Origin of the sequence: Cupriavidus necator, assembly GCF_013141915.1 — a bacterium.
Taxonomy (GTDB): domain Bacteria; phylum Pseudomonadota; class Gammaproteobacteria; order Burkholderiales; family Burkholderiaceae; genus Cupriavidus; species Cupriavidus necator_B.
This window is the reverse complement of sequence record NZ_SROX01000025.1, coordinates 58,121-82,151: the sequence shown is the minus strand read 5'-3', so window position 1 is coordinate 82,151 and position 24,031 is coordinate 58,121. Positions and strand designations below refer to the sequence as shown.

Below are 24,031 nucleotides of genomic sequence, written 5' to 3'. Positions count from 1 at the left end.
TGTGAAAGTAGGTCATCGCCAGGCTCTTATTGTGCAAAACCCCTCGACAGCATTCGCTGCGAGGGGTTTTTGCTTTGACGCGGGCGTCATACCATTACTCCAGACTTCCCATACCGCCCATGTCCGCTGACTGCGTCTGGTATCTCTATCTGCTCGAATGCACCGGTGATTCCATCTACACCGGGATCACCACCGATGTGGCACGCCGTTTTGCCGAACACCAATCCGGAAAAGGCGCGAAATATACGCGCTCGCGCAAGCCGATCCGTGTGCTCGGCCAGATGCGCTTTGCTACCAAATCGGAAGCGTTGAAGGCGGAAATTGAAATCAAGCGAATGAGTTCGACCCAGAAGCGGTCATTTTGCGCGCAGTTGCCAGGCCCGGAATCCGAAGCGTAGGCCAAGGCGATAGAAAAGGCCCGCAGCGCAAGCGCGCTGCGGGCCTTTTTTACGCAGGCTTGACGCCTCAGACCACAGTCAGCGTGACATCGATATTGCCGCGCGTGGCATTGGAGTACGGGCACACCTGATGGGCCTGCTCGACCAGCTTCTCAGCGGCCTCGCGCTCGAAGCCCGGCAGCGAGATTTTCAACTCGACCTGAATGCCAAAACCCTGCGGGATCGGACCAATGCCGACCGCGCCTTCGATGGAGGCATCGGCAGGCACGTTGATCTTCTGCTGGCTGGCGACATAGCGCATTGCACCCAGGAAGCAGGCCGAATAGCCGGCAGCAAACAGCTGTTCCGGGTTGAGCCCATTGCCGGCACCGCCCATTTCCTTGGGCACGGCGAGCTTGGCATCGAGTTGGCCGTCGGCCGTAGTGGCACGGCCATCGCGGCCACCGGTGGCGGTGGCATGGGCGGTATATACGACTTTTTCGAGTTTCATCTAAGACTCCGGTTTGGTTGCCCGCAGGGGCGTCATCAACGCTTGCCGTGAGCCGGCAAGCTGGAATCGGTCCGCGCTTGTTCCAGCGTCGACCGCAGTGCATGCAAGCGCCGCGTCAGCGCCTCGATCTCTTCGACCGGGCATTGCGTGGCACATAACATTTGTTCAGGAATGCCGGTGGCGCGCTGACGCAGTGCACGTCCGCTGTCGGTCAGGCTGACCAGGACCCTGCGTTCGTCAGCCGCGTCCCGGGTCCGGATCACCAGCCCGCTGGCGGCCAGCCGCTTCAGCAGCGGCGTCAGCGTGCCCGAGTCCAACGCCAGCCGGTCGCCGAGTTCCGACACCGACAACGATTCCGTTTCCCATAAGACCAGCATGACGAGATATTGCGGATAAGTAAGTCCAAGCTCACTTAACAGTGGCTTGTACAGCTTGGTCATCGCCAACGAGCTTGAATACAGCGCGAAGCATAGTTGGTGATCAAGCAAAAGCCAGTCGGTGGCGGGTTCGTTCTCGGCGTCCATGTCGATATATTAGACGCAATTAGATTGTGTGCAAGATAAATTTTGCATCGCCGGAAAGGAGCGCGCATACGTCCGCGGGAGGCACCCTGCCTTAAGTCTGTTTTAAGTCTTGCCCACTAGCATGGCGGTGTTGCGTCGCATCGTGCCGACGCCAGAAGCTAAAGGAAAGGAACCTATGATGCGCCAGACCATTGCTCGCACTGCCGTTGGTATCGCGGCCCTGGCCGCGCTCGGCGGCGGCTATGCCTATCTGCAGCGAGAAGTCATCACGCCCGGCTATGCGGCCCCCGCTCCCGTGGTGGCGGCAGCCCAGCCGGCGGCTGCGGTGGCCACGCCGATGGACTTCTCCGGCATCGTCGCCCAGTACGGACCGGCGGTGGTCAATATCAGCGTGACCGCGCGCGCGCAGCGCACCGCGGTGCAGATGCCGCCGGGCATCGATCCGGACGACCCGCTGTTCCAGTTCTTCAAGCGCTTCGGCCCGCAGTTCCAGGGACCGCAAGGAGGCCAGCAGCAGCTCGTGCGCGGGCTGGGCTCCGGCTTTATCGTCAGCCCCGACGGCCTGATCCTGACCAATGCCCACGTTGTCGACGGCGCGCAGGAAGTGACCGTCAAGCTGACCGACCGCCGCGAGTTCAAGGCCAAGGTGCTCGGCACCGATCCGCAGACCGACGTGGCAGTGATCCGCATCGATGCCAAGGATCTGCCGACTGTCCGCCTGGGCGACCCGTCGCAGGTGCGCGTGGGCGAGCCGGTGCTGGCGATCGGCTCGCCTTACGGCTTTGAGAACACCGTGACCGCGGGTATCGTCAGCGCGAAGTCGCGCTCGCTGCCGGACGACACCTATGTGCCGTTCATCCAGACCGACGTGGCCGTCAATCCCGGCAACTCGGGCGGCCCGCTGTTCAACCAGCGCGGCGAGGTGGTCGGCATTAACGCGCAGATCTACAGCCAGACCGGCGGCTACCAGGGCCTCTCGTTCGCGATCCCGATCGACGTGGCTACCAAGGTGCAGCAGCAACTGGTGGCGCACGGCAAGGTCACGCGCGGGCGCCTTGGCATCAGCGTGCAGGAGGTCAACCAGGCGCTGGCGCAGTCGTTCGGCCTGCCCAAGCCGGCGGGGGCGCTGGTCAATTCGGTCGAGCCCGACAGCCCGGCCGCGCGCGCAGGGCTGAAGCCGGGCGACGTCATCGTGCAGCTGGACAACGACGTGATCGATCATTCGGGCGACCTGCCGGAGCACGTGGCCGATATCAAGCCGGGTACGCAGAGCTCGCTGAAGATCATCCGCAAGGGCCAGCCGATGACGTTGGCGGTGACCGTGGGTACCGCCCGCGACCAGGCGGTGGCGCAGAAGGCGGGCGGCAAGGAGGCCAATGGCCGGCTTGGCCTGGCTGTGCGCCCGCTGACGCCGGCGGAAAAGCGCGAAAGCGGCATCGACGGCGGCCTGGTGGTCGAGGACGTGACCGGTCCCGCCGCGCGCGTTGGCATCCAGCCCGGCGACGTGATCCTGTCGCTCAACGGCACGCCGATTGCGTCGGTCGATCAACTGCGCACGCTGGTGGGCAAGTCGGGCAAGCAGGTGGCGTTGCTGGTGCAGCGCGATGATGCACGCATCTTTATTCCACTCGATCTGGGTTGATCCGAGCGGGCACCCCGACGTGCCCGCAAGCCGTTAACCAGCAAGGCTTTGATGCCTCGGCGGGCCGTATACCTGCACGTATACCGACACGTATACGATTGGGTATACGGCCCGCTAAGCCTTACCAGAGGCGGGATTCAGCGCAACGAACTGCTTACAGAAAGCGCGCCAGCAGGTATCATCTCGACTGCGATGCACGAAGCATGCGGCGGCAGCCCCCGCCGGCCCTGGTTCTGCTGAATCGACAAAGAGGAAGTCTATGCAGTTGGATTTCACCCGTGCCCAGATGCCGGGTACCGATCGAGCGCGGCGGCTGACGTCCACGACGTCTGCCACCGGCTCCGCGCCGAAGCCCCGGCGGCGCAAGAAAGAAGTTGCTCCGCACTGGGAGCGCGGCTACCGTTCGCACTTCTACCGCAACGAGCGTGGCGACAAGCTGGGCGAAGTGCGCCTGTCCGAGCGCGGCGAGCTTCCCGTGGTCTACCACTGGGCCGCCGGCAACTACTCCGGCGCGGAAGGCTCGCTGGCCCACGCCCGCGCGCGCGTGGAAGAGACCATCGGTTTCGGCATGCGCCAGCTGTCGCTGTTCTGAGCAGGATCTTCGCCGGTGCCGCGACCGCCGGCACTGCGACCCGTCCGCGCCGCCCCCTTTTGCGCGCGGTGCCTTCGCTTCTCCCTGATTTTCCCAGCAGTACCTGCAGTCCTCGCCAGCCTCGCGTCGCGATGCATTGGGCGCCTACGTCAGCCGCCGCTGCAACAGCATGTACGCCGCCGCGCCGAGGGCCAGGCCGGCAATCAGCCGATAGATATCCTCGCTAGCAATCAGCGTGGCCTGCTGCGTGATCAGCGCACTGAGCTGCGCCAGCGCACCCTGGTGGGCCTGCGCCGCATCGAAGCCGCGCGCGGCCAGCGCCGCCTGCATCCCGGCCATCCAGTGTTCCGCCTCCGCGGGGCGCTGGCCGACCGCGTGCAGCAGGCTGTCGTGCACGGCGAACTGGCGGTTCTGCAGCAGCACCGCACCCAGGGCCGAAGCAAACGAGCTGGCGATCTGGCGCATCAGGTTCTTGCTGCGGTAGCCGTGGGCGAATGCATCCGGGCTTAGCGCGCGGAACGTCAGCCCGGCAATGGGTATGATCACCAGCACGCCGAACAGGCCCTTGCCGATGAGCCCCCACGCCAGCGCCGGCGGCCCGGCGTCGGGCGGCATCTGCGCGAACCACCATGCCGTGGCGGCCATCAGCACCAGGCCGGCCACCATCAGCGGCTTCTTGCGGGTTAGGCGCGGCGCCAGTTGCAGGTAGACGAAGATGCCGGCCAGGCTGACCAGCGCGGCGAAGGTATTGAGCCAGCCCGTGGTGGCCAGCGGGATCTTCAGGGCCTGCTCGGCATAGATCGGGAACAGGTAGCCACTCAAGTTGCTGATCATGTAGTACACGAAGTACATCGCCAGGCCGGTCAGGTACACCGGCTGGCGCAGCGCGCGCAGATGCAGCACCGGCGCGCGGTGATGCCACTGGTGCCACAGGAACACCGCCAGCAGCGCCAGCCCCACGGTGGCCACCAGGGTAAGGCGCAGTGGATGCGAAAACACGTCGAAGCGCGCCTCGGTCAGTGCCGCCTGCAACGTCACGATGGCGGCACCGAACAGCAGCAGCGGCCCGAGCGCGGGGCCGTCGGCGCCGGCGCGCGGCTCGGCATCGGGCAGCAGCAGCCACGCGCCCAGCGCCGCCAGCGCGGCGAACGGCAACACGCCGTAGAACACGTCCTGCCAGACCCCATGGTCGATCAGTTCGGCGGCGAACGCGGGGCCCAGCGCCGAGGCCGCGAAGATGCCGATCATGAAGATGCGCGTGGCGCGCGGCCGCTCGGTTGGGCCGAACAGCACATTGACCAGGATGCGGCAGCTGGTGAACAACGCACCGCCCCCGACGCCCTGGATGAAGCGCGCCACCACCATCTGCGGCAGCGCATGGCTGGTCGCGGCCACCACCGTGCCGGTCATGAACAGCAGCAGCGCGCCAGTCAGGTAATAGCGGTAGCCGAACCGACGCGACAGCCATTGCTGCTTCAGGATCATCAGCATGCTGCCCACCGCGTAGGCCGCCTGCACCAGCGCAAAGCTGCGCGGGTCGGCGTCAAGGCCGCCGACGATATGGCTGGAGGCAAACACGAACATGATGTTCTCGAGGAACTCCACGCCCGTGGCCAGCGCCAGCAGCGCCATCAGCAGCGTCTGCCGCTGCCGGTGGCTCAGCCAGCGCAGCCACCGCATGCCCGCGCGCAATCGCCACAGCGGGCGCCAGGGCGATCCCGGATTCATGGCTGCTGTGCTTCCAAGGTCTGGTGCAGCGAGGTCAGCGTGCGGGTAGCGCTGGCCAGGCCGCTTGCGCCAAGCGGCGCCCACGCTGCGCCATAGGCGGCATGCACGGCCGGGGCGGCGCGCTCGAGCAGCCGGCGGCCGGCCGGGGTCAGGGTCAGCTCCAGGCTGCGCCGGTCACTGGCCGAAGCGCGCCGGCGCAGCAGCCCGCGCGTTTCCAGGCCATCCAGCAGCCGCGTCATCTGCGTGCGCGTGGCATCGAGCGTGGCACCCAGTTCGGACGGCATGCTCGGTGCACCCTCATCGACGGCAAGCATGCTCAGCACGAGATACTGGCTCATATCCAGTTCAAAGGGCGCCAGGGCCTGGTCGATATGCCCGCGCAGCAGGCGCGCGGTGCGCAGCAGCAGCCGCGAGGCCAGGATCAGTTCGCGCGGGGCTTCCGGGTGGCTGGCGCAAAAGCGGTCGATGCGTTGCTCAAAGGACATGGCGGGCGGCGGCTTGATAGCATTTGATATAGTTTCAAATGTAATTATATCAAATGCATCTAATGCGTGCGCATCCGCCTCCTACCGATGCAATGCCGCCGAGATCCGGCGGATGCCGGCCCGCATCGATGCGAGGGCCTGGGCCTGCGTTTCGGCTGGCAGGCTGCCGTAGCGCAGGCTGACATAGGCGGCGCTGACGGCGGCGATCGCCTCGCCGGCGCACGGCAGCTGCGCGCTGGCCCGCGCCGCAAAGTCCTGCGGGCCTTCGGCCGGCGCGCGCGTGCAGCCGTGGCGCGCGAGCACGGTGCAGAAGCGGGCATAGGCCGCACTGACCGGGTCCGCCGGCACGCGCCGCCGCCACAGGGGCACCAGCGCCAGCAGGCACAGCATGCCAAGCACGGCGGCCAGCACAGGGCCGGCGCCGGCGCTGGTGCCAAGCGCCTGCAGCAGCCGCTGCTGCCGCGCATGGTCGTACTGCAGCACCCAACGCTGCCACGTGTAGACCATGCCCTCATACGCCCAGCGCAAATCCTTCAGCCACGCCGGCTGCCGCGACGGGCGCCAGTCATTGGCTTCGCTGCCGACCACTGCATCCAGCCCCTGCTCGATGCGGCTGGGCGCGACCGCGCTGGTCGGGTCCACGCGTAGCCAGCCGCGGCCTTCCAGCCAGACCTCGGCCCATGCATGCGCATCGGACTGGCGCACCACGTAGTGATTGGCCATGGGGTTGTACTCGCCGCCCTGGTAGCCCGTGACCACGCGCGCTGGCACGCCGGCGGCACGCATCAGGAAGACGAAACTGCTGGCATAGTGCTCGCAGAAACCGCGCCGGGTATCGAACACGAAGCTGTCGATCTGTTCCGCCCCGAGCGGCGGCGGGGTTAGCGTATAGGCGAAGGGCGCGGCCGCGAACAACCGCAGCGCCGCCTGCACGCGCGCGGCGGGATCGGCATGGCGCTGTGCCCATTGGGCGCCTAGTGCGCGGGCGCGCGGGTTGCCGGGGGGCAGGCTCAGGGCCAGCCGCAGCGTGGCGGGTGGCAGCGATTCCGCCGGTGGCGACAGCGTGGAATGGGCGCGATAGCGGATGCGCTGGTCCACCGGCCGGCGCGACATGAATTCGCCATCGGGCGTGATCGCGGCATCCGCGCCGGCGGACAGCGCTTGGCCGCGGTCGAGCACGAACAGCCAGCGCTGGCGGCTGGGCTCGAGCGTGATGCTGATGTCGATGCCCGCCGTGGCGCCGGCGGCGGCCGCCGGGACCAGTTGCTGCCGCCGCTGCCGCGACGGATGCCAGGTGATGCCGTCGTATTCCCACAGCACCAGCGCGCGCCAGTAGAGCGCGGCCGCAGGCAACGGCTGGCCGGCAATTTCGGCACGCAGGGCGATTTCGGGCGAACGGATCAGTTGCCCAACGCTGCCCGGGCGCATGGTGTCGCTGATGCCGGTGGTGCCGCTCTGCGCCGATTGGGGCAGCTGCCACAGCGGATGCTCCAGGCGCGGGAACAGCACGAACAGCGCCAGCGCCCACGGCAAGCCCAACAGCGCCATGCGGCCCAGCAGCGGCCAGATCGCCAGGCGGCTGCGCGCCTCGGGGTGATGCAGCAAGAGCCAGTTGCGCAGCACCCAGGCGCCGATCGCCAGGCTATACAGCGCCAGCCAGAATGGCTGGTCGGACAGGTACAGCGTCAGCAGCAGGTAGAACGACAGCTGCGTGACCAGGGTCGCGTCCGACAGCGCGCGGCATTCCAGCAGCTTGAGGATGACAAAGGCGCCCAGCAACGCCACCGCCAGCTCGCGCCCGATGCCACCCCCCTCCTGCCATACCAGCGCACATGCCACCAGCAGCACCAGCACCGCGGTGGTGCCGAGCATCCAGCGCGACGGCAGCGGCGCCCGCCGCCGCCACAGCAGCCAGCGCCACGCCAGCAACAGCACCAGCAGCAGGCTCACCGCCACCGGCAGCGTGCGCGCCTGCGGCGCCAGCACCAGCGCCAGTTGGCCCAGCAGCAGTCCGTGGTCTTCATGCCGCAGCGGCCGGGGCGCAGTTTTCATGGGTGTGCCGCGGCGCGGTTGGTGCCAGGACGTTGCGGCCACAAGGCCAGTGCCTCGAGGCAGGCGCGCCGGTGGCTGGCGCCGCGCGCCGGCGGTAGTTCCATGCCGGGCAGGCGCAGGCCGATCTCGACCTCGTCGCCGGCGGCGAGCAGCCACGCGCACAGGCGCGACAGCCGGGCCTCGGCTTCCATGCCTGCGGGCAGCGCGTGCCAGTCCAGCCAGCGCGCCGGCTGCCGCGGCGGATCGCCGGCGCGGCTCAGCCAGCGGCCGGTGCGCGCGCTGTGCTTCCAGGCGATGCGGTGCAGCGGGTCACCGCTGCGGTAGCGGCGCAGCTGGTCGATGCCGTCTTCGCTGCTCGCCGCGCTGGCGGCGGCTTGCGCGCCGTCGCCAGCGTCGGCGCGCTGCTCGGGCGGCGGCGGGGCACCGGGTTCCGGCGCGGGGTAGACCAGCGTCGACGACTCCAGGTCCGCATGGCTCCAGACATGGAACAGACCGAACGGAAAGCGACTCGCCATCGTCACGCGCGGCAGCGCCAGACGGCCCCGGCGTGGCGCCGGCACGTGCAGCGCCAGCATGCCGCTGGCATTGGCATCGAGCGTCAGCGTCGCGGCAGCGACTTCCGGCCAGGCGCGCAAACGGGCCTCGATGCCGATGCGCGCGTCGCCGCCGCGGCTGTCGACGCGCAGGTGGAACACGGCGTCCTGTCCGGCATGGACCGCCGCCACCGGCCCCGCGGCCACGGCGAGGTCAAGCAGGTTGCGGTAGGCCAGCCACAGGCACGACATGCCGATGCCGGCCAGCATGAAGGTCAGCGCAAATCCCAGGCTGATGTTGTAGTTCAGCGAGGTCATCAGCATCGCGGCCAGCACCACCGCGAAGCCGACCCCGCCGCGCGTGGGCAGGATATAGAGATGGCGCCGGTCCAGCAGCACCGTGCCGCCGGCGCCAGCCGGGCGCCGGGCCGCCGCGCGGGGCCATGCGAGTCGTGGCGCGCCGCCGAGCACGCCCTTGCGCGCCGCCATGGCCCTTAGGGGATCGCCACGCCGGCCAGCAGCGCGGCCAGTTGGCCGTCGACGGCGGCGTGGCCACCGGCGCCGGCCGGCAACAAGCGGTGCGCGGCCACGGCCATGAAGACCGCCTGCACGTCTTCGGGAAGCACCAGTTCCCGCTGTGCCAGCAGGGCCCAGGCCCGCGCACACGCCAGCAGCGCGAGCCCGGCGCGCGGCGACAGCCCCGCGGCAAAGCCGCCGTGGCTGCGCGTGGCCTGCACCAGCGCCAGCGCGTAGTCGACCAGCGCCGGGCTGGCGTAGACCTGCGCGGCCGCTTCCTGCAACGCCAGCACCTGGCTGCCATCCATTACCGGCGGCAGTTCCGCCGCGCTGGCGCCGCCCAGGTACAGCACCCGCTCGAAGGCGGGGTCGGGGTAGCCCAGCGACAGCCGCATGGTGAAGCGGTCCAGCTGGGATTCGGGCAGTGCATGGGTGCCGATCTGCTCGAGCGGGTTCTGCGTGGCAATGACGAAAAACGGCGACGGCAGCGGGTACGTGGCGCCGTCATGGGTCACCTGCCGCTCGGCCATCGCCTCGAGCAGCGCGCTCTGGGTCTTGGGCGGTGCCCGGTTGATCTCGTCGGCCAGCACCACCTGCGCGAATACGGGGCCACGGTGAAAACGGAACTCGCCGGCGTCGCGGACAAAGACCGAGACCCCGATCAGGTCGGCCGGCAACAGGTCGCTGGTGAACTGCACGCGCTGGTAGTGCAGCCCCAGCGTGCGCGCCAGCGCATGGGCCAGCGTGGTCTTCCCCACGCCCGGCACGTCTTCCAGCAGCAGGTGGCCGCGGGCCAGCATGCAGGCCAGCGCCAGCCGCACCTGCTGTGGCTTGCCAAGGACAATGCGGCCCAGCTGGGCCTGGGCCTCGGCCAGCGAAGCGACGATGCGGGGGCGTGCAGTCACGTGGGACCTCGGCGCAAGAAGGTGGGGAAAAAGTCGGCGGATGCAGGGATTATCGGGCGGAGACGAGCGCATTGTAGCGGCGCGGCCCGCTTGCGGCACCGTCTGTTTCCGTACGCAGGCGCCAACGGCCCCGCCGCACGGCGCAGGATGACGATGCGGCGCCTGCGCCAGATCGCGCCGGTTCTGGCATCATGAGCCTGTCGGGCCACCGCGGCCCTGTTCCTCTTTCCGCCTCTTTCCGCGGCCTTGCCCGCGCCTGCTGCAATGACCTCGCTGGATCCCTGCGCCGACCTGCCTGCTTCCACCCTGTCCGCCGATGCCGGCGCGCTGCCGCGCCTGGTGCAGGCCTTCCATGCCAACGGTTTCGTGGTCCTGCGCGGCTTTGCCGACGAGCCGGCGTGCGCGGCGCTGGAGGCGGTGACGCGCCAGCACCTCGCCGCGGCGGTGCCGCCGGTGGAATTCGAGGCCGACCTCGGCTATCCGGGTGCCCCGGCCACGCGCGATGCCGCCGGCGGCGGCACGGTCAGGCGCCTGCGCCAGGCCTACGGGCGCGATGCGGTGTTCCGCCGCTGGGCCAGCGACCCCAAGCTGGTGGCCGTGGTGCAGGCCTTGCTGGGCGAGCCTGCGCGCATCACGCTGGCGCATCACAACTGCGTGATGACCAAGCATCCGCACTACGGCAGCCAGACCGGCTGGCACCGCGATACGCGCTACTGGTCGTTCGCGCGGCCGGAACTGGTGACGGTGTGGCTGGCGCTGGGCGACGAGGACGAGCGCAATGGCGTACTGCGCGTTATCCCGGGTTCGCACCAGGCGAAGCTGGAGCCGGGCCAGCTGGACCCGGCCGAATTCCTGATCGAAGCGCACCCGGCCAGCCAGCCGCTGCTGGACGCCGCGCAGCCGCTGGCGCTGCACCGCGGCGACGTGCTGTGCTTCGACAGCCGGCTGTTCCATGCCGCCGGCCGCAATGCGTCCAACGCGGTCAAGCTGTCGGTGGCGTTTGCGTATTTCGGCGCCAGCAACCGGCCGCTGGACGGCACCCGCTCGGCCGAGTTCGGCAGCGTGGAGTTGCCCGCCGCGGTCTGATCCGGCGCGGCTGCGCTCAGGTGCGCAGCCCGACCAGCCCGGAAATCTTTTCGGAAGCCTCCAGCAGCGGCGGCAGGAAGCGCTCCAGCATCTCCTGCGCGCTGGTGCGGTTGGCCTGGCCACTGATGTTGATCGCGGCGATGGTGTGGCCGGCGCGGTTGCGGATCGGCGCGGCCAGCGACACCAGCCCTTCCTCCAGCTCCTGGTCGTTCAGGGCCCAGCCGCGCTGGCGGATATCGGCGACGATGCCCTTGAGTGCCGCCACGTCGGTCACGGTGCGCCCGGTGCGCGCGCGCAGCTCGGTGGCCCGCAGCACGCGGTCGAGCTCGGGCTCGCTCAGGCCGGCCAGCAGCACCCGTCCCATCGAAGAACAATACGCCGGCAGGCGGCTGCCGATCGACAGGTTGATGGTCATGATCTTGCGCGCCGGCACGCGCAGCACGTAGACGATCTCGGTACCGTCCAGCACCGAGATCGAGCAGCTTTCATGCACCTGCTGCGAGAGCGTCTCCATGATCGGCTCGGCCAGGTTCCAGAACGGCATCGAGGTCAGGTAGGCGAAGCCCAGGTCCAGGATCTTGGGCGTAAGCCGGAACAGGCGCCCGTCGGCCTGCACATAGCCCAGCCCCACCAGCGTCAGCAGGATGCGGCGCGCGCCGGCGCGGGTCAGGCCGCTGGCCTGGGCGATCTCGGTCAGGGTCTGGGCCGGATGCTGCGCGTTGAAGGCCCGGATCACCGACAGCCCGCGTGCAAAAGACTGCACATAGCTGTCGCTCGGCTTTTCGGGCGTGGCGGCGCTGTCGGCGGTCTGCGATGCTGGCGGCGGAGTCTGGCGGGAATCGGTGGAACTGGCCATCTGCGTAGCCGGCGCGGTTCGCCGGATTGGCACGGAAAGGCCGAAAGGGTAGAGGAAATGCCGGGATTGCGCCAGTGCCGGGCCGGGACCGGGCCAGGACGCGACCCATGGCCCCTGGCCTCAGCGGAAGCTGCGCTGCGCCAGCACGAACACCGCCGCCACCACGCACAGCAGGGCAAAGCCATGCAGCATGTCCATGCCGGCCAGCAGCGTGGCCTGGCGGTCGACTTCCTGCGAGATCCTGGCCAGCCCGCCCGCGGAGAGTACGTCGGGCATCTGCAGCGCGGGGTTGAAGCGGGTGACGTGCTCCACCAGGTGGGTGCGGTGCTGCGCCAGGCCGTCCTGCATGAACACGCTGGCGAGCCCGGTGCCCATCGCCGAGGCAATCTGCTTGCACACGTTCTTGAACTGGTAAGCGTGCGAGAAATCCTCGACCGGCACTTCCAGGTAGGTCATCGACGCCACCTGCACCATCAGCAGCACCGGCGTCAGCCCTTCGAGCAGCACCACCGGCACCAGTGCGTAATCCGGTGCGCCCGGCATCAGCTGGTGCGACAGCAGCATCGCCGCGCAGGCATAGACGACAAAGCCGATCGCGATCACGCGCCGCTTGCGGAACACCAGCGCCATGCCCAGCGTGATCACGATGGCGCCAATGGCCGACACCGTGCCGCTGGTCGACAGCAGCATGCAGGTGGTGCGGAAGGTCAGCCCCAGCCCGGTCTGCGTCAGCGTCGGCAGCAGGAACGACCACGCCGACGACAGCAGGTAGTACAGCGTGTAGAAGCCAAGGCCGTACAAGTACTGGCGGCCCGCCAGGCGCGAGAAGTCGATCCATGGGTCCGGATGGCGATACAGCCGCCAGCCGCTGAAGGCAAACAGCGCCACGCCGCACAGCGCGGCCAGCGGCATCTCCAGCGAGCTGAAGAAGCGCGTGTAGCGCATCTCCTGCAGCGTATGCAGGAACACCAGCGCGCCCAGCGCGGCGGCGATGGCGGCGGGCCAGTCGAGCGTCGATACCGGCGGATGCGGATCGCGCGGCGCGCGCGTGGGGTAGGTCAGCGCGACCGACAGCAGCACCGGCAGCGCAATGCCGGCCTGGAACAGGAACACCGCGCGCCAGCCGATATCGTCCAGGAAGATGCTGGTCAGCCAGGGCGTGATCGCCAGCATCGAGAACGCCCCGCCGCCAAAGCGCAGCATCAGCGGGCCGCGCTCGGCCGGCGTCGACACCAACTGGACCAGGATGCGCGAGGCCGCGAACAGGCCGCCCGCGCCCAAGCCCTGCACCGCCTTGCCGGTGATCAGCCCGGCTGGGCTGGCAAACTCGGCGCAGATCAGCGAGCCCGCGATGAACACCAGCAGCGACACCATGGTGAAGCGCTTGTACGTGATGCGGCGCGCGAGCTGGTCCAGCACCATGTTCATCAGCACCGCGGTGGCGGCGTAGGCCGAGATCGCGTACAGGTAGTCTTCCGGCGCGGCACCGACGCCGCCCTGGATATGCTGGCTGGCCACGCCCATCATCAGCGTGGAAGAAAAGTCGATGCCGGTCACCAGCCCCAGCGTCAAACCGAACAATGAAAGACGCCAGTGACCCATCTCGGGGTGACTGGCGATCTGCATGCGCGGGCGCGGGGGCGTGGCGGTAATGGGGGCGGGGGTTGCCGGCACTGCGGGGGCGAGGCCGTCCGCTCCGGCTGGGACAGGCGTTTGTTGCATCGCTCAAGCATAATGTAGGCCCACCGTGGAGAACTACAGGCTGTCAGGGAAACATTGTCCGGTGAACGAAACAATCCAATGGAATGACTGGGAGGCGTTCTGCTGCGTGGTCGAGCAAGGCACCTTCACGGCCGCCGCGGAGCAGCTCGACTGTCCCAAGTCGCGCGTCTCGGCCGCCGTGGCGCGGCTGGAAACCGCGATCGGCGCCAAGCTGCTGGAGCGCACCACGCGCCGCATGCGCCTTACCGATGCGGGCAAGGCGGTGTATCGCGATGTGGCGCCGCTGTTCGCGCGGCTGCGCGAGATCCGCCAGGAAACACTGGCGCGCGAAGAGCGCGTGCAGGGCGTGCTGCGTATCGCCACGCCCTATGAATTCGGCGCGCAGCAGCTGGGCGGCGTGATCTGCCGCACGCTGGCGGCACACCCCGCGCTGGATGTGGCGGTGGAAATCACGCAGGGCCTGGTCGATCCGATCCGCGATGGCTTTGACGTGGCCTTCGTCATCGTCGACGCCGACCTGCCTGATTCGGGCACGGTGGCGCGCCGCATCTACCACGTCGAACGCGGGCTGTTCGCTGCGCCTGCGCTGGCGGCCAGCCTGCCGGCGCAACTGCGCCCGGAAGACCTGGCCAACATGCCGACGCTGACCACGCCCGGCGACACGGTGTGGGAATTCACCCGCGACGGCCAGACCGTATCGGTGCCGATCCGCCCGCGCATGCAGACCCACAACGCCGAGTTGCGCCTGCAGGGCGCGCTGGCGGGGCTGGGCATCGCCCGGCTATCGGTGATCTATTGCGAGGCCGAGATCGCGCAAGGGCGGCTGGTGCGCGTGCTGCCCGACTATCCGCTGCCGCCGCTGCGCGTGTTCGCGCTGCTGCCGGACCGGCGCTTGCAGCCGCGCAAGGTGCGCGCCTTCATGGAAGCGATCGAATCGATGATGGTGTCGGAGTTGACGGAGGGCGAGGCGGAGACGGCGCGGGATGCCGGGCTGGATGCCACCGCAAGCGGGCTGGCGCCCGGAGAGGCCCACCCGGCGGGTTGAGGTCGCCGGCGGGCCGCCACGGCCGCGGCCGTGGCAGGGGAAATAGCCGGTCAGGCGCCGTCGGCGAACGCGTTGCGGCGGTCGGTGACGTTGGCACCGTCGGTGAACGCATCCGGCTTGCCCACGCGGGCGCCGTCGGTGTAGGGGTCCGGGCGGCCAAGGCGGGCGCCGTCCAGGTACGGATCGGCCTTGCCCGCATGGGCGCTGCTGCCGTCCAGGCGCGCGAGATCGGAAACCGGTTCAGAGGCGTGGGCCGCGGCGGCAAACGACAGGCCGGCGGCGCACAGCAGGGAAAGCGCCAGGGTGCGGCGCTGGATCATGGTCTTCATGGTGTGGAGTCCTTCTTGGCAGGGGCGTGGCGTCAGCGCCGCGTTGCCCTGTAATGTAGGACTTCGCACTGCCCGGAAAAAGCGCGGCTCCGCGAAACACTGTCCAAGGCGGCGAACAATGTGGCGATGGATCGTGCCCGCATTTCAATGCAGGCCGAACACCCCCGCACCGACCCGCGCGATGACCATCAGCAGAATCTGCGCAATCACGAACAGCACCAGCGGCGAGATATCGAAGCCGCCCAGGCGCGGCACCACGCGCTGGATCGGGCGCAGCACCGGCGCGGTCAGGTGGTCGATCGCCGGGGTGATGGGTGAATGCGGATTGACCCAGGACAGGATCGCCATCAGCAGCGTGACCCACATCACCAGGCTGATGGACCACTTCAGCACGTAGAGCACGGCGGTCAGCAGCATCACGGGCAGGAAGCCGGGCAGGTCGATGCCGCTGATCAGCGCGACCAGCGCGAGGAACACTACCGCGGTCAGCCATGCGGCCAGGATCGTGGCCCAGTCGATGCCGCCCACACCCGGGATGATGCGGCGCAGCGGCCGCACCAGCCAGTCTGTGATCTGGAACACGCCCTGCGAGACCGGGTTGCGCGTGGGCAGCCGAGTAAGCTGCATCCATACGCGCAACAGCAGCGCCATGCCGAACAGGGTAAAGACGGTATCCAGCAAGAAGAGAGCGATTTCCGAGAACATCGGTGCGTTTTCCGGTGACGGGTGAAGGTGTCTGCAACCGCACAGATTCTGCCATAGCCGGGCGCGCGCACGGCGCAAACCGGGATCTGCTGGCGGCGCCCGCGCGGCCGCGACTGGCGGTGTGCCGTGCGGCCCCTATAATTGCGAGCGCCCCGACGGGGGCGCGTGCGGAGTTTCCGCGCCTCTTCCTCCCTTCGCATTTTTTGCCGCCCATGCCCAGCAAGTCCGCCTCGTCGTCGCATCCCGCCCCGCTCAGCAAGGCCGACTTCGAGGCACTATCCGACTTCCGCTACCAGCTGCGCCGCTTCCTGCGGTTCTCCGAAGACGCGGCGCGCGAGGAGGGGCTGACAGTGCAGCAATACTTGCTGCTGCTGCATATCCGCGGCTGTGCCGACAAGGACTGGGCCTCGATCGGGGAACTGGCCGAGCGCCTGCAGGCGAAGCAACACGGCGTGGTGGCGCTGGTCAATCGCTGCGAGGCCGCCGGGCTGGTCAAGCGACGGCTCAATCCCGAGGACCGCCGCGTGGTGCAGGTCCACCTGCTGGCCAAGGGCGAACGCTACCTGAACCGGCTCGCCATGCTGCACCGGACCGAGCTCGAATCGCTGCGCGGCGCGTTCCGCGTGGCCCGCATCACGCAGTTCAACGACGACGGCGCCGAGCGCGGCTGAGCCCTGGCAGGCTGGCGCCGCAAGCCGTTACAGGCGGTTACCAATCACAAGCTCCGGTGACACCCGCTGGACCGCGGCGGCCCTAGACTCGCGCGCATTCCCCAACACGCGCAGCGCGCAGGAGTCCTGACATGTCCATCCCCTTTCGTTCGGTTGTGCTTGCGGTGCTTGGCGCCGGCGCGCTGGCCGGGTGTGCCACGCCGTATGGCTACGATAACGGCTATGGCGCGGGGTATGGCGGGGGCTACGGTGGCGCGTATGGCAACAACGGCTATGGCAACAACGGCTATGGCAGCAGCGGCACCACCATCAGCGGCTATCCCGCGCAGCAGGGATATCCGCAGTACCCGCAGCAGGGCTATCCGCAACAGAATTACCCGCAGCCAGGGTATCCCCAGCCGGACTATCCACAGTCTTCCTATCCGCAGCAGCCGTATCCGCAGCAGGCCTATCCGGACGGCAGCTATGGCAACAACAACGGCAACCCAGGCTACGGCGTGCGCTATGGCTGGGTCGAGGCGATTGAAGTGGTGCCCGGCCAGCCGCCATCGACCAGCGGTGCCGGTGCCGTGGTCGGCGGTATCGTCGGCGGGCTGCTGGGCCATCAGGTCGGCGGCGGGCGAGGCAATACCGTGGCCACCATCGGTGGCGCCGTGGCCGGCGCGGTGGCCGGCAATGAGGTCGAGAAGCGCACCGGATCGTCGGCCGCGGCCTATCGCGTGCGCGTGCGCACCAGCGACAACGCCTACCTGACGCTGACCCAGTCCAACGCCTACCAGATGCGCATCGGCGACCGCGTCCGGATCGAGAACGGCGTGGCCGTGCCGTACTGAGCGCGTCAGTCCGCGCCGAACAGCTGCGCGTAATCTTCGCGCAGCTGCCGCTTGAGCAGTTTGCCCGCCGTATTGCGCGGCAGGTCCGCGACGAACACGATGCGCTTGGGCACCTTGAACGGCGCCAGCGCCTGGCGCGCATGCGCGATCAGTTCGTCCTCGGTGGCGGTCTCGTGGCCGCGCTTGCGCACCACGCAGGCCGTCACCGCCTCGACCCACTTCGGGTGCGGCAGCGCAAAGACCGCCGCTTCGGCCACCGCGGCATGGGTGTACAGGCACTCTTCCACTTCGCGGCTCGATACCAGCACGCCGCCCGAGTTGATCACGTCCTTGATCCGGTCCACCACGTACAGGTAGCCCTCGGCATCCAGATAGCCGAGGTCGCCGGAATGGAACCAGCCGCCGGCAAAGGCTTCGGCGGTCTGCTCGGGCTTGTCCCAGTAATGCGTCAGCAGCTGCGGCGAGCGGTGCACGATCTCGCCCAGTTCGCCCGGCGGCATGTCCTGCAGGGTTTCATCGACGATGCGGGTCTCGACGTTCAATACCGGCCGTCCCGCCGATGCCGGCCGCGCGGCGTGCTCGTCGGGCCCCAGCACCGTGGCCAGCGGCCCGATCTCGCTTTGCCCGTAGCAGTTGTAGAAGCGCAGCGCCGGCAGTTTTTGCTGCAGTTCCAGCAGCACCGGCACCGGCATGATCGAGGCGCCGTAGTAAGCCTTGGTTAGCGACCCCAGCCGGCCCGGGTCGAACTCCGCATGGCGCAGCAGCGCGATCCATACCGTCGGCGGCGCAAAGAAGCTGGTGATGCGCTCGGCATGGATGGTGCGCAGGCAATAGCCGGCTTCCGGGCTGTCGGCGATCAGCGTGGTGCCGCCGCACAGCAGCAGCGGCATCAGGAACACATGCATCTGCGCGGAGTGGTACAGCGGCAATGCGGCCAGCGAATAGTCCGACGCGCGAATATCGCAGGCGGCAATGGTGCTGACGTATTCGGCCAGCAGCGCGCGATGCGTCAGCACGGCACCCTTGGGCGCGGAGGTGGTGCCGGAGGTGTACAGGATCTGCGCGGGCGTGGTCTCGGCGAGCGCATCGGACACCGGTGCCGGCGGACCGTCCGCGGCCGCGGCCAGAATGTCCCGTGGATTGGCGTGCGCAGCGCCGCCATGCAGCGTGCCGCGGACCTTGCAGGGCAGGCCATCGACGCGCTCGGCCAGCGCCGGGTCGGTAAAGATCGCGCTGGCGCCCGACTGCGTGACGATGTACTCGGCCTCGGCCCGCGTCATCGAGAAATTGACAGGCACATGGATCAGGCTGCTGCGCAGGCAGGCCAGCCACAACAGCACGTAGGCATCGGAATTCTTGCCGAAGGCGGCGACCCGGTCGCCCGGGCGCAGCCCCCACTGCGCCAGCGCGCCGGCCACGCGCGCCGTGGCGTCATCGAGCTGGCGGAAGGTCCAGGACCGTTCGCCGAAACGGATCGCGGTCTTGCCCGGGCTGCGCCGCACGGCGCGGGCCATGGCGTCGGGGATGGTGTTGCGCAGGGCGCGCTGCTGCTCTGACTGCATGGTGGTCTCCATTGTTATGGTTGGGGTCCAGCAAGTCTTGAAGCCAAGCGCCGAGGATAAGGGCTGCCGCCTGGCCATGGCAAGCCGGCAGCCCTCGGGGTGCGGACTACAGCGATGCCGACAGGAACATCAGCGCGCGCCCGTGCGCCAGGGCGGCGCTGCGCTGGTGATAGGAGCCGCGCGCCCAGCAGTTGAAGCCGTGGTCGGCCTGCGGGTAGACGAAGATCTCGCTGCCGGGTTTGCCGGCCATCGCGTCGCGTACGGACTGCACGGCCTCGGGCGGGATATGCGTGTCGAGCGCGCCGTAGTGGAACTGCACCGGTACGCGGATGTTGGCCGCTTCCTGCAGCTGGTTCTGGATGCCGCCGCCGTAGTAGGGCACGGCCGCATCCACCAGTCCGCGCGACGCGCTCAGGTACGACAGCAGCCCGCCGAAGCAGTAGCCCACCGCGGCCACCTTGCCGGCGCCGGTATGCTGGCGCAGCACCTGCACCGTGGCGGCGATATCGTCGAGCGCGGCCGCCACGTCCACCGCCTTGCGCAAGGCCATGGCACGCGCCATGTCGTCGCCCTCATAGCCGAGTTGCACGCGCGGGGCCTGGCGCCAGAATACGTCCGGCGCGAGCACGGCGTAGCCGTCGGCGGCGTACTGGTCGGCCACGGCGCGGATATGCTCGTTCACGCCGAAGATTTCCTGCAGCAGCACGATGCCCGGCGCGCCGGGCTGCACGCCCGCCGGCGGCAGGCTCAGGTAGGCATCGAAGCTGCCCGCGGCGGTGTCGACGCGGATCCACTGGCTGTCGGGAATGGCTGTCATGGGAAAGGGCTCTCCGGAAAAGGCTTTGCACGGGCCGCCGCGGCATCATGCGGCGACGTCAGCCCGCCAGTGTGCCACCGCGCGCGGGTTCGTGCAGGGGCCGCGTGCCGAGCCCTCAGTACGCGCGTGACTGCCGGTAGCGCTTGTTCCAGTTGTCGGTATAGGCCTTGACCACCGCCGCGTCGCCGCGGATCAGCATGCCGTTTTCGGCGTTGCGCTCCTGCGCTGACTTGGTGAAGTTGAACGATCCGGTGAAGACGGCCTGGTCGTCGAACACCATCACCTTGTTATGCGCGATCGCGGGCTTGCTGTCGATCACTACCGGCACGCCGGCGTGCTTGAGGAAGGTGGCGCTGGTATAGCGCTCGCTCTGCTGGCTCTTGTCCAGGATCACGCGCACGTCGACGCCGCGCCGGTGCGCCTGCGCCACGGCTTCGGCAATCGGCGCGCTGGTAAACGAATAAGCCTGGATCAGCAGGCGCTGGCGCGTGCTGCGGATGGCGTTGACCAGCAGTGCCTGGCAACTCGCGCCATCGGGAACGAAGCACAGCGTGTAGCCGCTGCCATCGGCGAAGGGTTTGGCGGGCACCGGCCTGGCGTCGGGCGGCTGGGCCGGTTGGGCGGGCTTGCCGGTGCGGGTGGGGAAGTGATTGGCGACGGCCTCGTTGAAGGTCTCGCTGATGCTGTTGGCAATGGTTTCGGACACCTGGTCGAAGCTCGATGCCGAACGGGCGTGCGCCAGCAGCGCGAAGGGACTGAACGAGGTGAAGGCCGACACGGCGGTGGCCAGGCTCAGGCCCAGCACGGCCCGGCGAATGAATCGATAAGTCACGGCGGATCTTTGCGTCGGTGAACGACAGCGTGCGCGCGCCGCGCGCCGCACCTGTCTGGCGGGAACGCAGCGTAGCAGCCGCATACGCCACTGGCAAAGGGCGATTGTGTAACAGGATCTGCGCCCGGCAAGCTTGGGGCTATCCGCGGCCGGCGCCTATGATGGAGGCAACCCCCTGCGGCTACGGCCGCCAAGGAGAGGCAATGACCAACCACACCTACAAGCTGGTCGAGATCGTCGGATCTTCGCCCGACGGCTGCGACCAGGCCATCCAGAGCGCCATCACCAAGGCTGGCGAAACCATCAAGAACATCGACTGGTTCGAAGTGGTGGAAACGCGCGGCCATATCCAGAATGGCAAGATCGCGCACTACCAGGTCACGTTGAAGGTCGGCTTCCGCGTGAGCTGAGCCCACACTGCTTTCAGGCGGCGGTAGCCGCCGGCGCGGGTTGCGCTGCCCGCGCCGCCCGTGCGGCCTGATCGGCATGCGCGTACAGACGCTGCAACGCATGCTGCGGGGCGTCGCGCAGGAACGCCAGCATCTTGTCGATGAAGGGCCCGGTGGCGGTTTGCGGCACCAGCCGGATCCATTGCTGCGCCTCGGCCTCGCGCCCCGCCAGCGCCAGCATCCGCGCATGGTTGAACTGTCCGCGGAAGTCGCCGCCTTCGGCTGCCTGGCGGTAATACGCGGCCGCGCGCGCCGGATCCTGCGCTACCTCCCACCCGTCTTCATGGAAGCTGCCGACGATGTTGAGCGACTTGGCATGGCCAAGCGCAGCGGCGCGTTCGTACCAGCCGAGCGCGGCGCGCCGGTCCGGGGCCAGGCCGCGTCCCAGCACCAGCGCCGTCGCCAGGTTGTACATGCCCCAGTCCGAGCCGCGCTCGGCCGCCAGCGTGTACCAGTGCGCGGCGGCGCGATCATCGTGCGCGGTGCCCCAGCCGTTTTCATAGCAGCGGCCCGCGAGGTTGGCCGCGCCCGCGTGGCCGGCGTGCGCCGCGTGCTTGAACCAGGCGAAAGCCTGCGCTTCGTCGCGCGTGACGCCATGGCCGGCCAGGAACCATTGGCCCAACACCATCTGCGCGTCGAGATGGCCGGCCACCGCGGCGCCGCCCAGCCACGGCAACGCCAGGTGCGGCGGGCCGGCGAGCTTGTCTCGCAGCGCGGCGGGACCGAGCTGGTCGAGTTCGACCGGCGTGGCGACGCGAAAGGGCAGGGTATCCATACAATGGGCTTCGCTTGCAAGGCAAAGCGGCACGCAGCCGGTGCCGGCCGCGTGCCGCGTGGTGCATGGTGCGCAGTGCGGCCTGGCGGCCTCGGCGCCGCCGCGCTCAGTAGCGCAGGTTCAGGTTCAGCACCGCGGTGCGTCCCGGTGCCACCGTCGCGTAGTGCGAGGTGTAGGCCTGGCTGTAGTAGGTCTTGTCGGTGAGGTTCTGCACGTTCAGCTGCAGCGCCACGTTCTTGTTGATGCGGTATGCGGCCATGGCATCGAAGCGCCAGTACGGCGGCACCCACTTGTTGGTGCCCTGGTTGCCCCAGATCTTCGACACGTAGTACGCGCCGCCGCCAAGGGTCAGGTTGGGCAGCAGCTGGTACGTCGTCCACAGGCTGAAGCTGTCGTCCGGCGTATTCGGGAACGACTGGCCGTTGCCCTGGCCGAAGGCCGCGCCGGCGCCGCCGTTGTTGCGCAGTTCACTCTTCAGGTGGGTGTAGCCGCCGAACAAGGCCCACTTGTCGGTCAGGTTGCCGGAGAAGCCCAGCTCGAAGCCGTCCACGCGCTTGTTGCCGGCCATCGCCGCGGTGCCGTCCTGCTGCACGATGCGGGCGTTGGTGGTCTCGATGCGGAAGATTGCCGCGGTCAGTGCCAGGCGGTTCTTCAGCACGTCCCACTTGGTGCCCAGTTCGAACGAGCGGTTCTTTTCCGGCGCAAGCTGGTCGCCACGGTTGCCGCTGCGGTCAGGGGCCAGGCCGTTGGGATCCGAGCCCTGCGCCAGGAACGCGCCCGCCGGCGTCGACGAGGTGCCGTACGACACGTAGAAGCTGGCGTTTTCGACCGGCTTGTACACCACGCCAAGCTGGTAGTTGAACAGGTTGTCGTCGCGCGAGTATTCGGCACGCGAGCCGTTGGCCGCGCGCGCCGCGGTAAAGCTGGAGCGGTAGCTGTCCAGGCGCACGCCGCCGTTGACGATCCACTGCTTGCTCAGCTCGACCGAGTCGAACAGGTACACCGACGCCGTATTGGTCTTGGCGTTGGTCGGGTTATTGGTGCGAGCGATGCTGCCGGCCCACGGGTCGTTGGGGTTGGGGTTGAGCAGCGTGGTGCAGTTGTAGCCGCTGGCCGCGCCGGCGCCGTTCGGGCAACTGCTGTTGCCGGTGGCGACGGTGTAGCTGTCGTTCTCGCTCTTCTCCTGCGAGAACTCGACGCCGAACACGTACTTGTGCTTGACCGCGCCGGTCAGGAACTCGCCCGACAGGTCGGTCTGGTTGGCCACCGTGCGCGCGGTGGAATAACGCGTGTTGACGCGGCGCCAGAGCAGGTCGTAGTAGATGTTGCCCTTGCTGTCGTCAGGCTGCGTGTAGATGTAGTCCTGGTTGGTGCGTGAGAAGCGGGTCTGGTTGCGGAACTTCAGCGCCGGCGAAAAATCGTGCTCGAAGCGGATCGTGCCCATGTCGGCCTGGTCCTTGCGGAAGTCGCGGTCCAGCAGGCCGTAGTAGGTGCTGCGCGGCACGTTGACCGGCGAGCCGTCGCCGGTCTGGCGCGTGCGCGGCAGGCCGTCGCGGCGCGCGGTGAAGGCGGGGTTGTTGTACGGGATGCCGACGTCGGGGATGTCGTCGGTCTGCATGTGGTAGTACGACAGCGTCAGGCGCGTGTCGGTCCCCAGGCCGAACGCCACCGACGGTGCCACGCCCCAGCGCTTCTGGTGCACGGCATCGCGGCCGGCGACGTCCTGGTCGTGGAACATCGCATTGAGGCGGAATGCGGCGTGGTCGGCGAACTGCCAGTTGCCGTCGGCCGTGCCGCGCACATACTGCGCATTGCCGACGCCGATATTGCCCTCGGCAAAATTGGCCAGCTTCGGCGCCTTGCTGGTGATATTGATGCTGCCGCCGGCCGAGCCGCGTCCGTCATAGGCGCCGGCCGGGCCCTTGGTCACCTCGACGCTCTCGACGTTGAACAGCTCGCGCGACTGCGCGCCGATATCGCGGAAACCATCGAGAAAGGTGCTGGCCTGCGCGTCATAGCCGCGGATAAAGGGGCGGTCGCCAACCGGGTTGCCGCCCTCGCCCGCGCCGAACGCAATGCCCGGCACCGTGCGCAGCACGTCGGTCAGCGTGGTCGAGCCGGTGCTCTGGATGACTTCCTGGGGAATGACCGTGATCGAGCGCGGCGTATCGCGCAGCGGTTCGGGATTCTTGAGCGACGACGAGCTTTCCGCCTTGAAACCGCTGTCGCCGGTGACCGTGACCTGAGGCAGGTCGACCGGCTTGGGCGCCGCTTGCACGGCGACCGGCGCCGCCGCTACGGCTGCACCAACGATGCTGGTCAAACGTGGAATCGCACCCGATTTCCCGTGGCTCTTTTTTGCTGTGACTGCCGAATACTGCACTTTTGCGCCTCTCTGTATTAGCGAAACGATAATGAGAAGTATTATTATTTAATTGCGGTTGACAGGTCAAGGTGAACAATTGGGTACATGGGCAGGGCGGG

24 protein-coding genes are annotated in these 24,031 nt (G+C 68.3%); 8 read left to right on the top strand and 16 right to left on the bottom strand.

Annotated elements, in window-relative coordinates; genetic code table 11:
* Positions 1 to 119: 119 nt before the first annotated feature.
* The gene (locus E5S69_RS29990; protein ID WP_171518060.1) at positions 120 to 398 is read left to right on the top strand and encodes a GIY-YIG nuclease family protein; all 279 of its coding nucleotides are present in this window, start codon (positions 120 to 122) and stop codon (positions 396 to 398) included.
* Between the two features lie 67 nt (positions 399 to 465).
* Here E5S69_RS29990 and E5S69_RS29985 read toward each other — a convergent pair whose 3' ends face one another.
* Complete coding sequence (locus E5S69_RS29985; protein WP_171518059.1) at positions 466 to 888, bottom strand: organic hydroperoxide resistance protein; 423 nt, start codon at positions 886 to 888, stop codon at positions 466 to 468.
* Between the two features lie 35 nt (positions 889 to 923).
* Positions 924 to 1,412 (bottom strand): MarR family winged helix-turn-helix transcriptional regulator, encoded by a 489-nt coding sequence (locus tag E5S69_RS29980; protein ID WP_171518058.1) that lies wholly within the window; start codon positions 1,410 to 1,412, stop codon positions 924 to 926.
* Between the two features lie 175 nt (positions 1,413 to 1,587).
* Between E5S69_RS29980 and E5S69_RS29975 the strand changes: the two genes are divergently transcribed.
* The gene (locus E5S69_RS29975) at positions 1,588 to 3,054 is read left to right on the top strand and encodes a DegQ family serine endoprotease (protein WP_171518057.1); all 1,467 of its coding nucleotides are present in this window, start codon (positions 1,588 to 1,590) and stop codon (positions 3,052 to 3,054) included.
* Between the two features lie 259 nt (positions 3,055 to 3,313).
* Positions 3,314 to 3,646 carry a hypothetical protein gene (locus E5S69_RS29970; protein WP_171518056.1) on the top strand — a complete coding sequence of 111 codons (333 nt, stop codon included), beginning with the start codon at positions 3,314 to 3,316 and terminating at the stop codon, positions 3,644 to 3,646.
* A gap of 144 nt (positions 3,647 to 3,790) precedes the next feature.
* Here E5S69_RS29970 and E5S69_RS29965 read toward each other — a convergent pair whose 3' ends face one another.
* The 5 genes from E5S69_RS29965 to E5S69_RS29945 all read right to left on the bottom strand — a co-directional run bounded on the left by E5S69_RS29965 (position 3,791) and on the right by E5S69_RS29945 (position 9,865).
* Positions 3,791 to 5,374, bottom strand: coding sequence for an MFS transporter (locus E5S69_RS29965; RefSeq protein WP_171518055.1), 1,584 nt, complete (start codon positions 5,372 to 5,374; stop codon positions 3,791 to 3,793).
* Entirely contained in the window at positions 5,371 to 5,859 is a 489-nt protein-coding gene (locus E5S69_RS29960; protein ID WP_171518054.1) for a MarR family winged helix-turn-helix transcriptional regulator, read from the bottom strand. Before E5S69_RS29960 ends, E5S69_RS29965 begins: the two co-directional genes overlap by 4 nt.
* A gap of 81 nt (positions 5,860 to 5,940) precedes the next feature.
* Positions 5,941 to 7,911 (bottom strand): transglutaminase TgpA family protein, encoded by a 1,971-nt coding sequence (locus E5S69_RS29955; RefSeq protein ID WP_171518053.1) that lies wholly within the window; start codon positions 7,909 to 7,911, stop codon positions 5,941 to 5,943.
* Positions 7,908 to 8,933, bottom strand: a complete 1,026-nt coding sequence (locus E5S69_RS29950) for a DUF58 domain-containing protein (RefSeq protein ID WP_171518052.1) — start codon at positions 8,931 to 8,933, stop codon at positions 7,908 to 7,910. The genes E5S69_RS29955 and E5S69_RS29950 overlap by 4 nt, the downstream gene beginning before the upstream one ends.
* Positions 8,934 to 8,938: 5 nt before the next feature.
* Positions 8,939 to 9,865, bottom strand: a complete 927-nt coding sequence (locus E5S69_RS29945; protein ID WP_171518051.1) for an AAA family ATPase — start codon at positions 9,863 to 9,865, stop codon at positions 8,939 to 8,941.
* 264 nt (positions 9,866 to 10,129) lie between these two features.
* Here E5S69_RS29945 and E5S69_RS29940 point away from each other — a divergent pair, with 264 nt between their 5' ends.
* Entirely contained in the window at positions 10,130 to 10,951 is an 822-nt protein-coding gene (locus E5S69_RS29940; RefSeq protein ID WP_171518050.1) for a phytanoyl-CoA dioxygenase family protein, read from the top strand.
* Positions 10,952 to 10,967: 16 nt separating this feature from the next.
* On the opposite strand, the gene E5S69_RS29935 is transcribed toward E5S69_RS29940, so the two are convergent.
* Both E5S69_RS29935 and E5S69_RS29930 read right to left on the bottom strand, forming a co-directional pair.
* On the bottom strand, positions 10,968 to 11,807 hold the full coding sequence (locus E5S69_RS29935) for an IclR family transcriptional regulator (protein WP_171518049.1): 840 nt from the start codon (positions 11,805 to 11,807) through the stop codon (positions 10,968 to 10,970).
* Between the two features lie 120 nt (positions 11,808 to 11,927).
* Positions 11,928 to 13,529: an MFS transporter gene (locus E5S69_RS29930; RefSeq protein ID WP_171518048.1), complete on the bottom strand. Its 1,602-nt coding sequence runs from the start codon at positions 13,527 to 13,529 to the stop codon at positions 11,928 to 11,930.
* A gap of 61 nt (positions 13,530 to 13,590) precedes the next feature.
* Between E5S69_RS29930 and E5S69_RS29925 the strand changes: the two genes are divergently transcribed.
* A complete protein-coding gene (locus E5S69_RS29925) occupies positions 13,591 to 14,574 on the top strand; it encodes a LysR substrate-binding domain-containing protein (RefSeq protein ID WP_171518047.1) in 984 nt (327 codons plus the stop codon).
* A gap of 50 nt (positions 14,575 to 14,624) precedes the next feature.
* On the opposite strand, the gene E5S69_RS29920 is transcribed toward E5S69_RS29925, so the two are convergent.
* Together E5S69_RS29920 and E5S69_RS29915 are read right to left on the bottom strand one after the other, a co-directional pair.
* Positions 14,625 to 14,903 carry a hypothetical protein gene (locus E5S69_RS29920; RefSeq protein ID WP_171518046.1) on the bottom strand — a complete coding sequence of 93 codons (279 nt, stop codon included), beginning with the start codon at positions 14,901 to 14,903 and terminating at the stop codon, positions 14,625 to 14,627.
* Between the two features lie 144 nt (positions 14,904 to 15,047).
* The gene (locus tag E5S69_RS29915) at positions 15,048 to 15,608 is read right to left on the bottom strand and encodes a YggT family protein (protein ID WP_171518045.1); all 561 of its coding nucleotides are present in this window, start codon (positions 15,606 to 15,608) and stop codon (positions 15,048 to 15,050) included.
* A gap of 212 nt (positions 15,609 to 15,820) precedes the next feature.
* On the opposite strand from E5S69_RS29915, the gene E5S69_RS29910 reads away from it, so the two are divergent.
* Both E5S69_RS29910 and E5S69_RS29905 read left to right on the top strand, forming a co-directional pair.
* A complete protein-coding gene (locus E5S69_RS29910) occupies positions 15,821 to 16,279 on the top strand; it encodes a MarR family winged helix-turn-helix transcriptional regulator (RefSeq protein ID WP_171518044.1) in 459 nt (152 codons plus the stop codon).
* A 131-nt stretch (positions 16,280 to 16,410) separates the two neighbouring features.
* Positions 16,411 to 17,112: a glycine zipper 2TM domain-containing protein gene (locus tag E5S69_RS29905; protein ID WP_171518043.1), complete on the top strand. Its 702-nt coding sequence runs from the start codon at positions 16,411 to 16,413 to the stop codon at positions 17,110 to 17,112.
* A gap of 5 nt (positions 17,113 to 17,117) precedes the next feature.
* Here the strand turns inward: E5S69_RS29905 and E5S69_RS29900 are convergent, their stop codons facing one another.
* From E5S69_RS29900 to E5S69_RS29890, 3 genes are all read right to left on the bottom strand, one after another.
* Entirely contained in the window at positions 17,118 to 18,674 is a 1,557-nt protein-coding gene (locus tag E5S69_RS29900; RefSeq protein WP_171518042.1) for an acyl-CoA synthetase, read from the bottom strand.
* Positions 18,675 to 18,780: 106 nt separating this feature from the next.
* Positions 18,781 to 19,491, bottom strand: coding sequence for a dienelactone hydrolase family protein (locus tag E5S69_RS29895; RefSeq protein ID WP_171518041.1), 711 nt, complete (start codon positions 19,489 to 19,491; stop codon positions 18,781 to 18,783).
* Between the two features lie 115 nt (positions 19,492 to 19,606).
* Positions 19,607 to 20,323: a phospholipase D family protein gene (locus E5S69_RS29890; RefSeq protein WP_423766673.1), complete on the bottom strand. Its 717-nt coding sequence runs from the start codon at positions 20,321 to 20,323 to the stop codon at positions 19,607 to 19,609.
* Between the two features lie 203 nt (positions 20,324 to 20,526).
* On the opposite strand from E5S69_RS29890, the gene E5S69_RS29885 reads away from it, so the two are divergent.
* The gene (locus E5S69_RS29885) at positions 20,527 to 20,733 is read left to right on the top strand and encodes a dodecin (protein ID WP_171518040.1); all 207 of its coding nucleotides are present in this window, start codon (positions 20,527 to 20,529) and stop codon (positions 20,731 to 20,733) included.
* A 13-nt stretch (positions 20,734 to 20,746) separates the two neighbouring features.
* Here E5S69_RS29885 and E5S69_RS29880 read toward each other — a convergent pair whose 3' ends face one another.
* Both E5S69_RS29880 and E5S69_RS29875 read right to left on the bottom strand, forming a co-directional pair.
* A complete protein-coding gene (locus tag E5S69_RS29880) occupies positions 20,747 to 21,547 on the bottom strand; it encodes a tetratricopeptide repeat protein (protein WP_236901481.1) in 801 nt (266 codons plus the stop codon).
* A 106-nt stretch (positions 21,548 to 21,653) separates the two neighbouring features.
* Positions 21,654 to 23,930 carry a TonB-dependent receptor gene (locus tag E5S69_RS29875; RefSeq protein WP_423766672.1) on the bottom strand — a complete coding sequence of 759 codons (2,277 nt, stop codon included), beginning with the start codon at positions 23,928 to 23,930 and terminating at the stop codon, positions 21,654 to 21,656.
* Between the last annotated feature and the right edge of the window lie 101 nt (positions 23,931 to 24,031).